This window comes from Stenotrophomonas sp. CCNWLW162, from assembly GCF_037203745.1.
Taxonomy (GTDB): domain Bacteria; phylum Pseudomonadota; class Gammaproteobacteria; order Xanthomonadales; family Xanthomonadaceae; genus Stenotrophomonas; species Stenotrophomonas maltophilia_AQ.
This window is the reverse complement of the sequence record NZ_JBBCBL010000001.1, coordinates 985,940-1,001,382: the sequence shown is the minus strand read 5'-3', so window position 1 is coordinate 1,001,382 and position 15,443 is coordinate 985,940. Positions and strand designations below refer to the sequence as shown.

The window sequence follows — 15,443 nt, the reverse complement described above, 5'->3', positions numbered from 1 at the left end:
CTGGCCGGCACACCGTGGGAATGCCGGCCAGCGGCCGGCACTGCCTCAGAAGTCCTGCTGCAGGCTCAGGTAGGCGCCGCGGCGTGGCCCCCACTGTGGTGCGAAGACGCCCACGCCACCGCCATCGCGCAGCTGGTAGCTGCGGTCCAGCGCGTTGATCACCGCCAGCTGCACGTGCAGCGGATGGCCGCTGTCGGCATTGAAGTCATGTCCTGCACTGAGGTTCACCTGCAGGTATGACGGCAGCTCTCCACCGTTGGGGACGCCCTCGACATCCGAGCGCAACCCGCTGCCGAACACGTAGTTGGCACCGATCCGGTTGTGGCCGGCGAAGGCGTAGCTGAAGCCGCCTGACGACGTCAGCTTCTGGTCGTGGTCCAGGTGGATCCAGTGGTTGGCCACGTAGGCCAGCGCCTCGGGATCGAGGTTGTACTGGCCGGTGATGACGTCGGTGCCGATCGCCTTGCTCAGGGCGGCATTGACGTAGGCGCTGAACGGGCCGTTGCTGTAGTCGGCACTGAACTCCAGGCCACGGATGTGGCCGCGGCGGTAGTTGAACGTCGAATAGATGTACGCGGCGCCGAACTGGCCCTCGTCCTGCAGGCGCGAGACGCGGCGGTCGTACGCATCCAGGCCCAGGGTCAGGTGCTCGCCCAGCTGCTGGGAGACGCCGATGTCGTAGTAGTCGCTGCGTTCGGCCAGTGGCGTGCTGTTGCCTGAGCTGGACTGCTGGTTGCTGGTGCCGTCGTACAGGGCGATGTCGCTGCTGGCGATCAGTTCACTGGCCGGTGGCGTGAAGTAGCGCGAGTAGCCGGCGTGCACGGTGGTGCTGCTGCTGGCATTCCAGACCACACCCACGCGTGGGCTGAGCTGGCCCTCGGTGTGGCCAAAGGCCTTGTAGTGGTCGCCACGCAGCCCGTAGTTCACGGTCCAGTCGTCGCCGATCTTCCATTCGTCCTGCACGTACAGCGCCAGCGTGCTGGCGTGGAACGCGCTGCGATCGGGAATCAGCCGTGGCGTGGTGCTGGACTGCTGGCCGTCGGCGCCGACCGGGAACACCCAGCTGTCGTTGCTGGCCCGCGCGTTCTCGTAGTTGCCGTACAGGCCGTAGCGCAGGGTGTGGTTGTCGCCCAGTGGCGTCGAGAAATCGGCCTGCAGGGTGTTGGCACGGTTGCTGCGCTGGACCTGCGAGGCGACGCCACTGAACACCAGGTCGCCGGCCACGTCGGGATTGAAGCCGACATCGCTGTAGCGCTGGCCGGCGGACAGCTGGTAGGCGGTGCTGCCCAACGTGCCTTGCAGCACCAGCATGCCGAAGCGGGTGGTCTCGCGCTGGGTCTCATCCAGCTGGCTGGAGTCGAAGGTGGTGGTGTCCAGGTAGCCGAACTGTGGCGTCTGGCCGGGGTTGACCGGAATCTGGAAACGGTTGTTGGCGAAGCCGGCGAACACGCTCAGGCGGGTGTTCTCGTTGACCAGATAAGTGAGGTCGGCGAACGCCTTGCCCTGGTGGGTGTCGTCGTGGAGCGGCCTGCGTGAGTTGGTCGGGTTCTCCAGGCCGACCTCGTTCTGGTCGTAGTTGCCGGTCAGGAACCAGCTCCAGCGCCCCTGTGAGCCCCACCAGGAGGCATTCGGATTGACCTTGCCGAATGAGCCCGCGGTCAGCCCGGCGCTGCCGCCGTTGCCCAGCTCGGCGCCACTGCGGGTAGTGATGTCGACCACCGCAGCAGTACGCTCACCAAACTGCGCCGGCAGCGCGCCGTCCATCAGGCGGATGCTCTTGATGGTGCGCGCATCCAGGGTCTGGCCGAAGCCGGAGATCGATTCGGGCAGCAGTACGCCGTTGATGCGGTACTGCAGGTTGGCGTGGTCGCCGCGCACGTGCACGCCGCCGTAGGAGTCCTGGACCACGCCCGGGGCCTGCAGCAGCACTTGGCTGAGCGGGGCGGAAGCGCCCAGCGGCTGCTTCTGGATGTCCTCGGCGGTGATCTGGTACTGGCTGCTGCCGATGTCCGGTGACAGGGCGTTGCGGGCCTGGTCGAGCTGAGCACTGACGGTGACCGTATCCAGGTCCTTGACCGAGGTTCTGTCGTCATCGGTGGAGGCCGCGAAGGCGGGCAGGCTGGCCAGGGCCAGGGCGAAGGTGATGCCGGTAGCGAGGGGCGAGGGCTTCATGATGGGAAGAGTGATGGCAGGGCGTGGAAGGGGCCGATCCATGACATGAGAGTGTTACTCCGTAACAAATCATGCGCTTGTCCCGGGCGGCTGACCATGCTCGATCTGGCTGCTCGCGTCGGCCTTTCTCTGCCGTTCAGGCGGCCGCGCCGGACCGGTTGGGCCTTTGCGGCAGCAGCTGGCGATGCGACCATGGCGGCCCCCCACCCCGGAAGTCTGCAATGAGCCTGTCCGCCGTTCCGCCCGTCCCCGAACCCGCTGCGACCGCCGCTGGCGCTGCCTGGTCGCCGGAGAGCTGGCGTGGCAAGACCGCGCTGCAGATGCCAACCTATCCCGATCCGGTGGCGCTGGACGCGGCCCTGCACGAGCTGAAGCGGCTGCCGCCGCTGGTGACCTCCTGGGAGATCCTGGCGCTGAAGCAGCAGCTGGCCGACGCCCAGGAGGGCAAGCGCTTCCTGCTGCAGGGCGGGGACTGCGCCGAGAATTTCAGCGACTGCGAGTCGGGAACCATCTCCAACCGGTTGAAGGTGCTGTTGCAGATGAGCCTGGTGCTGGTGCACGGCCTGCGCCAGCCGGTTATCCGCGTCGGCCGCTTTGCCGGCCAGTACGCCAAGCCGCGTTCGGCCGATACCGAAACCCGTGATGGCCTGACCCTGCCCAGCTATCGCGGTGATGTCATCAACGCGCCGGCCTTCACCGAAGCGGCGCGGCTGCCGGATCCGAAGCGGATGCTGCAGGCCCACGCGCACTCGGCGATGACCATGAACTTCGTGCGTGCGCTGATCGACGGCGGTTTCGCCGACCTGCACCACCCCGAGTACTGGAACCTGGAATGGGTGAGCCATTCGCCGCTGGCCGCCGAGTACCAGAAGATGGTGGCGTCGATCGGTGATGCGGTGCACTTCATGGAGACCCTGGCCGGGGCCCGCGTGCACAACCTCAACCGCATCGATTTCTACACCTCGCACGAAGCGTTGCTGCTGCCCTACGAGCAGGCGCTGACCCGCCAGGTGCCGCGCCAGCAGGGCTGGTTGAACCTGAGCACGCACTATCCGTGGATCGGCATGCGAACGGCCGCACTCGATGGCGCGCACGTGGAATACCTGCGTGGCGTGCGCAACCCGATTGCGATCAAGGTGGGCCCGTCGGTAACCCCGGACCAGCTGCTGCGCCTGATCGACGTGCTCAATCCGCATGACGAGCCGGGCCGCCTGAGCTTCATCCATCGCATGGGGGCGTCGCAGATCGCGCAGAAGCTGCCGCCGCTGCTGGATGCGGTCAAGCGCGACGGTCGTCGCGTGCTGTGGGTGTGCGATGCGATGCATGGCAACACCGAGAGCACCGCCAACGGCTTCAAGACGCGGCGCTTCGACAACGTGCGTGGCGAAGTGGAGATGTCGTTCGATCTGCATGCGGCCGCAGGCACGCGCCTGGGCGGCGTGCACCTGGAGCTGACCGGCGAAGACGTGACCGAGTGCACCGGTGGCGCGCGTGAGCTGACCGAGCGTGACCTGGAGCGCGCCTATCGTTCGACGGTGGACCCGCGGTTGAACTACGAGCAGTCGCTGGAGATCGCGATGGCGATCGTGCGCAAGCAGGAGCAGGTGCGGTAAGTGTGTTTCGGCAGGGCTGCGCCCTGCACCTGCCGGAGGCCAGAGCAACGTCAACGTCAAAAGCGGGCTATCCGTGGGTTGGCGGGGCGGTGTCGGAGTGCGGGGACGCCGCAAGTACGTCCCTGTAGGCTTGGCAGCCGCATCCATGCGGCTGACACCCCGCAATCCGACACCGCCCCGCCTTCGACAGTTTTCCGGTGTCTGTTGGATTCACGCCATGCGTGGATGAATCTCCATCGGAATCGAATATTTCGAATTGAATTTGAAGAGCATCCACGCATGGCGTGGATCTACGTGTCGACCAAGGTCGACACCCACCAACAGCGGCGGGAAATTGTCGAAGGCGGGGTGGGACCGGTTGCGGGGGTGTAAGCGCCATGGATGGCGCGCCCAAGCCTCCAGGGACGGATTCACGGCGTCCCCCGCAACCGGCCCCACCCTGCCATCCCGCAGTAAACCGGCTTTTGCTGTTGCTGTTGAGGTTGCCGGCCAGCGGCCGGCACTACCGCGGGTGCAGGGCGCAGCCCTGCCGAACACCCCCGCCTACATTCTGCTTACGAACGGCTGACATCGCGCTCATGGTGCATGCGCCACGCTGGCTCCTTGATGCAGACAGCGAGAATGCGCAGTGATATGGCAACACCTGCAGCAGTATCTGTGGCCGATCGGAACCGCTTTGGTGGTCGGTGGCCTGGGCGCTTGGGTCGTACTGGCACTGTACCGCCGCCTGCGCGGGCGTGACCGGCGCCGCGCGCGCATTGGCCGGGTGATCGGACCGCCGCTGGCCCTTGCACTGCCCCTGCTGTTGCTGGTGCCGGCGCTGCAGGCCACGCCATTGCCGGAACACACGCTCGATCAACTGCTGCGCGTGCTGCACATCGCCCTGACTGCCTGCTTCATCTGGTTGCTGGTTCGGGGCGTTGCGGCGGGCGAGCGCGCGATCCTGCGCAGCCATCCCATCGATGTCTCCGACAACCTGGAGGCGCGCCGCATCCAGACCCAGACGCGGGTGCTCAGCCGTGTGCTGATGGGCGGCATCATCGTGCTGGGCGCGTCGCTGGTACTACTGACGTTCCCGATGGTGCAGAAGATCGGCACCGCGCTGCTGGCATCGGCAGGCCTGATCGGCCTGGTGGCCGGCATCGCGGCCAAGCCGGTGTTCGGCAACCTGATCGCTGGCCTGCAGATTGCGGTGACGCAGCCGATCCGGCTGGATGACGTGGTGATCGTCGAAGGCGAGTGGGGCCGTATCGAGGAGATCGGCAGCAGCTACGTCGTGGTCCGCATCTGGGATGAGCGACGCATGGTGGTGCCGCTGACCTGGTTCATCGAGAACCCGTTCCAGAATTGGACGCGGCGCAGCGCCGATCTGCTCGGCACGGCGTTCCTGTGGCTGGACTACCGCGCCCCGATCGCGGCGATCCGCACCGAGCTGGAGCGCATCTGCCGTGGTGAGGCGCTGTGGGATGGGCGGGTCTGCGTGACCCAGGTAACCGAAACCAGCGAACGGGCAATCCAGGTCCGCCTGCTGGTCAGCGCACGCAGTTCCGGTGATGCCTTCGACCTGCGCTGCCTGGTACGAGAGCGGATGCTGGATTTCCTGGCGCGCGAGCATCCGCAGTCGTTGCCGCAGGTGCGTGCGCGCGTGCAGCACGAAGACGAACTGGACATGCCGCGAGGACCTCGCGCACGCACCGCGGATGTACGGTCGCCGGGTGCGGAAGATGGTGAGGCGGCGATCGTGCCGGAGGAGCCTGCGGATCGGTAGTGCCGGCCGCTGGCCGGCGCCCCGGGATCTGCTGGCCAGCGGCCGGCACTACCACGCCGATCAAGGCTCGCCAGCGTCGATCAGCGCGTCAGTATCGAAGTGCGGCGGCCGTCGTGCGCGGGTGCGCTGTTCGTAGGCATAGGCCATCTCGATCAGCTTCGGTTCGCTCCAGGCGGTACCCATGAACAGCAGGCCGACCGGAAGGCGATCGATCTGCCCCATCGGCACGCTGAGGCTGGGATAGCCGGCTACGGCGGCAACGCTGTAGCTCTCGCCAGGGAAGTCGTCGCCGTCACTGCGGATCGGCCACGCCACGCCCGTGGTCGGTGCCACCAGTGCATCGAGCTGATGGGCGGCGAGGGCGGCATCGATGCCTTCCGGGCCGGCCAGGCGGCGCGCATCGGTCCGCGCGCGGATGTAGGCCGGGTCGGCCAGGCCGGCGGTGGCATCTGCCTCAACCAGCAGTTCCTGGCCGAACAGGCCCAGTTCCTGCTTGCTGTGTGCCTGGTTGAAGGCGATCAGTTCGGCAAGGCTGCGCAGCGGCGCGCGATGGGTGCTGAGGTAGCGCTCCAGGCCGGCCTTGAACTCGTACAGCAGCACGCTGCGTTCGGCCTCGGCCCAGGCGCCCTGGTTGGGCAGTTCCACCGGCACCACCACTGCGCCGGCGCGGCGCAGCTCGGTGGTGGCCTGTTCGATCAGTGGCGGCATGCCGCGGTACTTCAGCAGGGGCGTCTGCAGCAGGCCGATGCGCTTGCCACGCAGGCCCTGCGGGTCCAGGCGCGCGGTGTAGTCGTAGACCGCGCGGCCAGGCATGGTTGCGGTGGCAGGGTCGGCGTCATCGCGACCGGCAATGGCGGTCAGCACGGCGGCGGCATCGGCGACGCTGCGTGTCATCGGCCCGGCGGTGTCCTGGCTGAAGGAAATCGGGATGATGCCGTCGCGGCTGACCAGGCCGACCGTCGGCTTCAGGCCGACCACGCCATTGACCGCAGCCGGGCAGACGATGCTGCCGTCGGTTTCGGTGCCGATCGCCACGCTGGCGAGGTTGGCGGCTACGGCCACTGCGCTGCCGCTGCTGGAGCCGCAGGGCGAATGGCTGAGGCGGTAGGGATTGCGGGTCTGGCCGCCGCGCGCGCTCCAGCCGGACACCGAATTATTGCCGCGGAAATTGGCCCATTCGCTGAGGTTGGTCTTGCCCAGCACCACGGCACCGGCCTCGCGCAGGCGACGTACCAGATAGGCGTCGTCCGGGCGGAAGCCCCGCAGCGCCAGCGAGCCGGCCGTGGTGGCCATCGGCGCGGCGTTGATGTTGTCCTTCAGCACGACTGGGATGCCGTGCAGCGGGCCGCGCAGGCGACCGTCACGACGCTCGCGATCGCGTTCGGCGGCTTCCTTCAGTGCATCCGGGTTGAGTTCGATCACCGCGCGCAGTCGGGGGCCGGCACGGTCCAGCGCGGCGATGCGCTGCAGGTAGGCCTGGGTGAGGGTGGTGCTGTCCAGTTCGCCGGCGGTCATCCGCGCCTGCAGGTCGGCGACATCGGTTTCGGCGTAGGGGAATGGCACGTTGCGGCTGGCAGGTTCGGCGGCGTGGGCGCTGGGCGTGGCCGGGCTGCAGGCAGCGACAAGCAGCGCAGGCAGCGCAGCGAGCAGGCAGATCAGGAGGGGCGGCAAGGACGGGCGCATGGGGCGGCTTGGTCGGCTCCAATCCCCAGTGTAGCCGGAGCTCAGCGGCGGCGCTTGCGCAGGTCGCGGGCCAGCACGTAGACCACGATCAGGTTGATCGCCAGGATCGTCCACGAGGGCCAGCCAGGATGGCGGATGATCGCAAAGATATCGAACGGCAGGTACAGCGAAGCGGTCAGGCAGCCCAGCCAGGAGGCCCAGGCCTTGGCACGCCACAGGCCCCAGGCTTCAACCAGATGCAGCAGGCCGTAACCGATCATCCCCGCCGCGGCCAGGTGCACCGCGTCGGGGCTGATCATGTGCAGCAGCGAGGGCAGGGTGCCATGGTCCGGATCCAGGCTGAAGCGCCGGATCAGGGCCATGATGCCGTGCCGCAGCGGCTGCGGTCCGAGCACTTCCAGCCCGGTTGCGGCCAACAGCGCCAGCATCGCCTTGCTCGCTTCGAGCAAGGCGATGACGTGCAGACCCGGATGCCGGTGTGGATCCGGGTTGTAGCCGCTCTGGTTCACGGGGTGCTGGCTCAGCCGCCGCGCGAAGCCTTCTTGCGGTCGCTTTCGGTCAGGAACTTCTTGCGCAGGCGGATCTCCTTGGGGGTGATCTCGACCAGCTCGTCGTCTTCGATGAAGTCCAGGGCCTGTTCCAGCGAGTACTTGATCGCCGGGGTCAGCTGGATCGCATCGTCCTTGCCCGAAGCGCGCATGTTGGTCAGCGGCTTGGTCTTGATCGCGTTGACGGTCAGGTCGTTGTCCTTGGAGTGGATACCGACCAGCTGGCCTTCATACACGTTGTCGCCTTCAGCGGCGAAGAGCTTGCCGCGCTCCTGCAGCGGGCCCAGCGAGTAGGCCGGCGTGGCGCCCGGCGCATTGGCGATCATCACGCCGTTGATGCGCTTGGCGATCGCGCCCTGCTCCTTCGGACCGTAGTGGTCGAAGACATGGAACAGCAGGCCCGAACCCTGGGTGAGGGTCTTGAACTCGTTCTGGAAACCGATCAGGCCACGGGCCGGGATCTGGTACTCAAGGCGCACACGGCCCTTGCCGTCCGATTCCATGTTCTTCAGCTGGCCCTTGCGGGTGCCCAGCTTTTCCATCACGCCGCCCTGGTGGATTTCTTCGATGTCCACCACCAGCTGCTCGATCGGCTCCATGGCCTGGCCGTCGATCTGCTTGATGATCACTTCCGGGCGCGACACGGCCAGCTCGTAGCCTTCACGACGCATGTTCTCGATCAGCACCGACAGGTGCAGTTCGCCACGGCCGGAGACCAGGAACTTGTCGGCATCTTCCAGCTGTTCAACCTTCAGCGCGACGTTGTGGACCTTTTCACGGTCCAGACGGTCCTTGATCTGGCGGCTGGTCAGGAACTTGCCACCGGACAGGTCCTTGTTACCGGCGAACGGCGAGTTGTTGACCTGGAAGGTCATCGAGATGGTCGGCTCGTCGACGGTCAGTGCCGGCAGCGCTTCCGGGGTGTCCGGGGCGCACAGGGTGTCGGAGATGGTCAGCTCCTGGATGCCCGAGATGGCGACGATGTCACCGGCCTCGGCCGAATCCTGCTCGATGCGCTCCAGGCCCAGGAAGCCCAGCACCTGCAGCACCTTGCCGTTGCGCTTCTTGCCTTCACGGTCGATGACCGCGACCTGCATGTTCTTCTTCAGGGTGCCACGCTGGATGCGACCGATGCCGATCACGCCCACGAAGTTGTTGTAGTCCAGCTGGCTGATGCGCATCTGGAACGGGCCTTCCGGATCGACTTCCGGCTTCGGCGCGTGCTGCATGATTGCTTCGTACAGCGGGGTCATGTCGCCGTCGCGCACGGTGTCTTCCAGGCCAGCGTAGCCGTTCAGGGCCGAGGCGTAGACGATCGGGAAGTCGAGCTGCTCATTGGTGGCGCCGAGCTTGTCGAACAGGTCGAACACCTGGTCGATCACCCACTCCGGACGCGAGCCCGGGCGGTCGACCTTGTTGACCACGACGATCGGCTTGAAGCCCATCGCGAAGGCCTTCTGGGTGACGAAGCGGGTCTGCGGCATCGGGCCGTCCATCGCGTCGACGAGGATCAGCACGGTGTCGACCATCGACAGCACGCGCTCGACCTCACCGCCGAAGTCGGCGTGTCCGGGGGTGTCGACGATGTTGATCCGGTTCTTGATACCGGTCTTCTTGTCTTCCCAGGTGATGGCCGTGTTCTTGGCCAGGATGGTGATGCCGCGTTCCTTTTCCTGGTCGTTGCTGTCCATCACGCGCTCGGCGAGGACGGTACGCTCGGACAGGGTGCCGGACTGCTTCAGCAGCTGGTCGACCAGGGTGGTCTTGCCATGGTCGACGTGGGCGACGATGGCGATGTTGCGAAGATTTTCGATGGACATACGAAAGGGGGCCAGTCGGCGCCGGATTTGGAAAAAGAAGTCCAACATTATACGTCGAAGTTGACGATTGGCGAAAACCCGGATTTCACATCGGTCATGGTGCCCATTCAGCTGGGTGTCCCCCAAGCTGGGCCGGGGCCTGGGGGCCGTAGGTCTGGCCTCCCCCTTCCGGAGGCTGAAGCAGGGATCTGCGCCCATGGTCGAAGCCGCCGTCGCCACGAGGCGGGTGTAAACTAGGTGGCTAGACGCATTCCCCTCTGCATCAAGGATCTTCATGTCCCTCATCGCCACTTTCGACACCACCCAGGGCCCGATCAAGGTCGAGCTGTTCGCTGACAAGGCGCCGCTGACCGTTGCCAACTTCGTGAACCTGGTCAAGCACGGCTTCTATGACGGCCTGATCTTCCACCGCGTGATCGCCGACTTCATGATCCAGGGCGGTTGCCCGCAGGGTCGTGGCACCGGTGGCCCGGGCTACAAGTTCGAGGACGAGAAGAACGGCGTGAAGCACGAAGTCGGCTCGCTGTCGATGGCCAACGCCGGCCCGAACACCAACGGCAGCCAGTTCTTCATCACCCACATCAAGACCGATTGGCTGGACGGCCGCCACACCGTGTTCGGCAAGGTCCTGGAAGGCCAGGCCATCGTCGATTCGGTCAAGCAGGGTGACGTGATCCATTCGATCACCCTGGAAGGCGATACCGACGCCGTGCTCGCCGCACAGGCCGACCGCGTCGCGGAGTGGAACAAGCTCCTCGCCGCCTGATCCCCCTTCGAAACGGCCACCCATCGGTGGCCGTTTCCCTGTTCCCCGCCGCCCGCCAGGCCTGCTCGGCCACGCCCGCGGCGTTCCATCAAACGCTTGCAAGCAAGAGGAAACCCCCATGAAAGCACCCGTTCGTGTTGCCGTGACCGGCGCCGCCGGCCAGATCGGTTATGCCCTGCTGTTCCGCATCGCCTCCGGCGAAATGCTGGGCAAGGACCAGCCGGTCATCCTGCAGCTGCTGGAACTGCCGGTCGACAAGGCCCAGGCCGCCCTGAAGGGCGTGATGATGGAGCTGGAAGACTGCGCTTTCCCGCTGCTGGCCGGCATGGTCGGTACCGACGACGCCGAAGTGGCCTTCAAGGACGCTGACATCGCCCTGCTGGTTGGCGCGCGTCCGCGCGGCCCGGGCATGGAGCGCAAGGACCTGCTGCTGGAAAACGCCAAGATCTTCACCGCCCAGGGCGCGGCGCTGAACAAGGTCGCCAGCCGTGACGTGAAGGTGCTGGTGGTAGGCAACCCGGCCAACACCAATGCCTACATCGCCATGAAGTCGGCCCCGGACCTGAAGCCGGAAAACTTCACCGCCATGCTGCGCCTGGACCACAACCGCGCCCTGAGCCAGCTGTCGGCCAAGCTGGGCAAGCCGGTCGGTGGCATGGAAAAGCTGGTCGTGTGGGGCAACCACAGCCCGACCATGTACCCGGACTACCGTTTCGCCACCGCCGATGGTGCGTCGATCGCCGATGCGATCAATGACCAGGAATGGAACGCCAACACCTTCATCCCGACCGTGGGCAAGCGCGGCGCGGCGATCATCGAAGCCCGTGGCTCGTCCTCGGCGGCTTCGGCGGCCAACGCAGCCATCGACCACGTGCGTGACTGGGTGCTGGGCAGCAACGGCAAGTGGGTCACCATGGGCGTGCCGTCCGACGGTTCCTACGGTATTCCGGAAGGCGTGATCTTCGGCTTCGCGGTGACCACCGAGAACGGCAAGTACACCCTGGTCAAGGATCTGCCGATCGACGACTTCAGCCAGAAGTACATCGACAAGACCCTGGCCGAGCTGGAAGAAGAGCGCTCCGGCGTCGCCCACCTGCTGGGCTGATGCGGTCTGTGCCGGCAGCTTGCCGGCACTGCCTGAAATGAAACGGGGAGGCTTCGGCTTCCCCGTTTTCGTATGGAGCACCTGGCAACGACATGATCCATCTGCATTACATCGACGACACGCTGCTGGTGGCCGAGAAGCCGGCCGGACTGCTGTCCGTGCCCGGTCGCAGCGCCGAGAACCAGGACTGCGTGATCGCACGGCTGCAGGCGCTGTACCTGGACGCGCTGACCGTGCACCGCCTGGACCAGGTGACCTCGGGCCTGCTGCTGCATGCGCGTGGCAAGGACATGCAGGCGGCGTTGTCGATGCAGTTCGAACAGCGCCAGGTCGGCAAGCGCTACGAAGCGATCGTGCAGGGGGAGCTGGACGCCGAAGCCGGTGAGGTGGATCTGCCGCTGATCGTGGACTGGCCGAACCGGCCGAAGCAGATGGTCGACCACGAACGCGGCAAGCCGGCGCTGACACGCTGGCGTGTACTTGCCCGTGATGTTGAAGCGCAGCGCACCCGCGTGGAATTGGAACCGATCACTGGCCGCAGCCATCAGCTGCGCCTGCACATGGCCAGTCTCGGCCATCCCATCGTTGGTGACGTGCTGTATGGCGCAGAGGCAGCGCAGCGCGTGTGCCTGCATGCACGGAAGCTGCAGTTCACTCATCCGGTGACAGGCGAGGTGCTCGCGTTCGAGTCTGCGACTCCGTTCTAGAAGGGTAGGGTGTTCGGCAGGGCTGCGCCCTGCACCCTGCTACGAACCGAAGCAATGCCAAAAGCCAAGGCAGCTCTGGTTTTCTGCGTGTTGGGCGGGGCGGTGTGGGTTGGCAGGACACGCCGTTAACCCATCCATGGGGGCTCGATGGCGCCATCCATGGCGCCAACGGTCCTGCCAACCCGCACCGCCCCGCCTTCGACAGATCTCCGGTGACGGAGGTCTGTCCGCGCTTTGCGTGGATCAAATCCATCGGAATCGAATATTTCGACAATTCATCGAAAAGCATCCACGCATGGCGTGGATCTACGTGTCGACCAAGGTCGACAGCTACCAACAGCAGCCCAACAGCAGCGGGAAATTGTCGGAGGCGGGGAGGGGGCAGATGGCGGGGGCGTGAGCGCCATGGATGGCGCGACCGAGCTTACAGGGACGTACTTGCAGCGTCCCCCGCCATCTGCCCCCTCCCCGCCAAACCCGGAATCTGCCATTGCTGTTGCTTCGGCTGTTGCAGTTGCCATTGCCGTTGCCGTTGCTTCGGCGGGTGCAGGGCGCAGCCCTGCCGGCAACACACCCCCTACCAAGGTAGGGCGGCCCGCGCGGCAGCGCCGGACTATCCTCGAACCCATGACTTTGTCTGGGAGGGCTGCGTCATGAACTACGAGGAAACCTACCGTCGCTCGATCGACGAGCCGGAGGCCTTCTGGGGCGAGGAAGCCAAGCGCATCCATTGGCACAAACCGCCGCAGCAGGTGCTCGACTACAGCAATCCGCCGTTCCGGCGCTGGTTCGTCGGTGGCGAAACCAATCTCTGCTACAACGCCGTCGACCGCCACCTGGCCGACCGCGCCGACCAGCTGGCGTTGGTCGCCATCTCCACCGAGACCAACAGCACCCGCGAGATCACCTATCGCCAGCTGTATCGCGAAGTGAACGACTTCGCCGCCGTGCTCAGGCACCTGGGCGTCGGTCACGGTGACCGCGTGGTGATCTACATGCCGAACATGGCCGAAGCGGTATTTGCCATGCTCGCCTGCGCGCGCATCGGTGCGGTGCACTCGGTGGTGTTCGGCGGCTTCGCCGCGCACAACCTGGCGCTGCGCATCGACGATGCCAAGCCCAAACTGCTGATCGCCGCCGATGCCGGCATGCGCGGCGGCAAGCTGATTCCGTACAAGGCGATGGTCGACGCGGCCTGTGCCGAGGCCAGTAATCCGCCGCCACATGTGTTGATCGTGTCGCGTGGGCTGGACCCGGCAGAACCGCGTGTGGCGGGGCGCGATGTGGAATACGCCACCCTGCATGCGCAACTCGGCGAAACCGATGTGCCGGTACAGTGGCTGGAATCAAGCGAGCCGAGCTACCTGCTGTACACCTCCGGCACCACCGGCAAGCCGAAGGGCGTGCAACGCGATGTCGGCGGCTATGCGGTGGCGATGGCGCAGTCGATGGAGACCGTGTTCGACTGCCGGCCAGGGCAGGTGATGTTCTCCACCTCCGATGTCGGCTGGGCGGTCGGCCATTCCTACAACGTGTACGGCCCGCTGATCGGTGGCTGCACCTCGCTGCTGTACGAAGGGCTGCCGACCAACCCGGATCCGGGCATCTGGTGGGCGCTGTGCGAGCAGTACAACGTGCGCACGATGTTCTCTTCGCCCACCGCCATCCGCGTGCTGAAGAAGCACGACGCGGACTTCATCCATCGCCACGACCTGGGCGCACTGAAGTACCTGTTCCTGGCCGGCGAGCCGCTGGATGAACCGACCGCGCACTGGATCAGCGAGGCGCTTGGCAAGCCGATCATCGACAACTACTGGCAGACCGAAACCGGCTGGCCGGCGCTGACCCTGCTGCCGGGCCTGGAGATGAAGCCGGTCCGGTTCGGTTCGCCGGGCTTCCCCAATCTCGGTTACCGCATGAAGGTGATCGACGAGAACACCGGCGAAGAAGTGGCGCCGGGGCAGAAGGGCGTGCTGGTGATGACCCCTCCATTGCCGCCGGGCTGCATGAGCACGGTGTGGAACGACGACAGCCGCTTCCTGCAGAGCTATTTCAGCCACTTCAAGGAGCTGCTGTACAGCTCACTGGACTGGGCGATCCGCGATGACGATGGCTACACCTTCATCCTCGGCCGCACCGACGATGTGATCAACGTGGCCGGTCACCGGTTGGGTACGCGCGAGATTGAAGAAGCCATCTCCAGCCATCCGCGTGTGGCCGAGGCCGCCGTGATCGGGGTCAAGGATGAGCTGAAGGGGCAGGTGCCGCTGGTGTTCGTCACCCTCAAGCAGGGCCTCGATGGTGAGGATCCGGCGCCGGTGGTGGCCGAGATGATGGCCACGGTGACCGCATCGCTCGGTGCGGTTGCACGCCCGGCGCATGTGCACGTGGTCAACGCGTTGCCCAAGACCCGCTCGGGCAAGCTGCTGCGGCGTTCGCTGCAGGCGCTGGCCGAGCAACGCGACCCGGGCGACCTGTCGACGCTGGATGACCCCGGAGCGCTGGAGGAGATCCGCCGCGCGCTGGGCCGCTGATCCGGTAGTGCCGGGCGCTGGCCGGCAACCTCGGGAATCATGGGGTTGCCGGCCAGCGGCCGGCACTACCCTCCGCTTCGAGAACATGCGCTAAGCTCGGCCTGTCATCGACCTGCAACACGCGGCGCGCGCCGGGGAAGGCGCGCCCCGTCCGGGGATGGCACACAGGGGAGCGTGCCCGCAAGGGTGCGCCGGCATTGCGCATCGAGGGAGGGGGAGGCAATGGCATTGCTGCACGCCAAGACGGCTGCTGGCCGTCAGGAAATAGAGGACCGTGGCCGGCGCCTGCCGGCGGCACTGCGTTCGATCCTGCTGATGGTTGACGGCCATCGCGATGACACCGAACTGCGCGGCCTGTTCGAAGGCCTGCGCGCACCACCCGATGCACTGGAGCAGCTGGCCGCACAGGGCCTGATCGAAGTGATCGGCGGAAGTGCCGAGGTGACACCGCTGCGTGGCATCAGCACCGGGCGCGAACAGGATCCGGCGCTGTACCAGCAGCTGTACGACGCGATGAGCGAGGCCGTGCGCCGCCACCTGGGCCTGAAGGGCTACTTCATGCAGTTGAAGATAGAACGCTGCACCGATGCGCTGGCGCTGGAGCGCCTGTGCCCGGAACTGCTGGCGGCGGTGGGCAAGGCGCGCAGCCCGGCGCTGGCCCAGCGCTGGTGGCATGAAACCCAGGCGGCCGTGGTGAATGACGGTGGCGAGGTCGTGCAGGCCTGAG

Annotated in this window: 11 protein-coding genes; 7 read left to right on the top strand and 4 right to left on the bottom strand. The window is 66.1% G+C overall.

Annotation, left to right across the window (positions count from 1 at the left end):
- Positions 1-45: 45 nt before the first annotated feature.
- Positions 46-2,172, bottom strand: coding sequence for a TonB-dependent receptor (locus V9K93_RS04750; RefSeq protein ID WP_337302145.1), 2,127 nt, complete (start codon positions 2,170-2,172; stop codon positions 46-48).
- Between the two features lie 221 nt (positions 2,173-2,393).
- Here V9K93_RS04750 and V9K93_RS04745 point away from each other — a divergent pair, with 221 nt between their 5' ends.
- Both V9K93_RS04745 and V9K93_RS04740 read left to right on the top strand, forming a co-directional pair.
- Positions 2,394-3,785: a class II 3-deoxy-7-phosphoheptulonate synthase gene (locus tag V9K93_RS04745; protein WP_295379044.1), complete on the top strand. Its 1,392-nt coding sequence runs from the start codon at positions 2,394-2,396 to the stop codon at positions 3,783-3,785.
- A gap of 628 nt (positions 3,786-4,413) precedes the next feature.
- Positions 4,414-5,553 (top strand): mechanosensitive ion channel family protein, encoded by a 1,140-nt coding sequence (locus V9K93_RS04740; RefSeq protein ID WP_136639357.1) that lies wholly within the window; start codon positions 4,414-4,416, stop codon positions 5,551-5,553.
- 60 nt (positions 5,554-5,613) lie between these two features.
- Here V9K93_RS04740 and V9K93_RS04735 read toward each other — a convergent pair whose 3' ends face one another.
- The 3 genes from V9K93_RS04735 to typA are packed head-to-tail and all read right to left on the bottom strand — an operon-like array spanning position 5,614 to position 9,604.
- Complete coding sequence (locus V9K93_RS04735) at positions 5,614-7,236, bottom strand: amidase (protein WP_337302144.1); 1,623 nt, start codon at positions 7,234-7,236, stop codon at positions 5,614-5,616.
- A 41-nt stretch (positions 7,237-7,277) separates the two neighbouring features.
- Positions 7,278-7,745, bottom strand: coding sequence for a DUF2127 domain-containing protein (locus V9K93_RS04730; RefSeq protein WP_012510161.1), 468 nt, complete (start codon positions 7,743-7,745; stop codon positions 7,278-7,280).
- 11 nt (positions 7,746-7,756) lie between these two features.
- Complete coding sequence (typA, locus tag V9K93_RS04725; protein WP_012510162.1) at positions 7,757-9,604, bottom strand: translational GTPase TypA; 1,848 nt, start codon at positions 9,602-9,604, stop codon at positions 7,757-7,759.
- A 274-nt stretch (positions 9,605-9,878) separates the two neighbouring features.
- On the opposite strand from typA, the gene V9K93_RS04720 reads away from it, so the two are divergent.
- From V9K93_RS04720 to V9K93_RS04700, 5 genes are all read left to right on the top strand, one after another.
- Positions 9,879-10,370, top strand: a complete 492-nt coding sequence (locus V9K93_RS04720; protein WP_136639359.1) for a peptidylprolyl isomerase — start codon at positions 9,879-9,881, stop codon at positions 10,368-10,370.
- A 118-nt stretch (positions 10,371-10,488) separates the two neighbouring features.
- Positions 10,489-11,475 (top strand): malate dehydrogenase, encoded by a 987-nt coding sequence (locus tag V9K93_RS04715; RefSeq protein ID WP_136639360.1) that lies wholly within the window; start codon positions 10,489-10,491, stop codon positions 11,473-11,475.
- Between the two features lie 92 nt (positions 11,476-11,567).
- Complete coding sequence (locus V9K93_RS04710; protein WP_136639361.1) at positions 11,568-12,182, top strand: RluA family pseudouridine synthase; 615 nt, start codon at positions 11,568-11,570, stop codon at positions 12,180-12,182.
- Positions 12,183-12,835: 653 nt separating this feature from the next.
- Entirely contained in the window at positions 12,836-14,716 is a 1,881-nt protein-coding gene (prpE, locus tag V9K93_RS04705; RefSeq protein ID WP_136640051.1) for a propionate--CoA ligase, read from the top strand.
- Positions 14,717-14,938: 222 nt separating this feature from the next.
- Positions 14,939-15,442, top strand: a complete 504-nt coding sequence (locus V9K93_RS04700) for a hypothetical protein (protein WP_337302143.1) — start codon at positions 14,939-14,941, stop codon at positions 15,440-15,442.
- The last annotated feature ends 1 nt before the right edge of the window (position 15,443 follow it).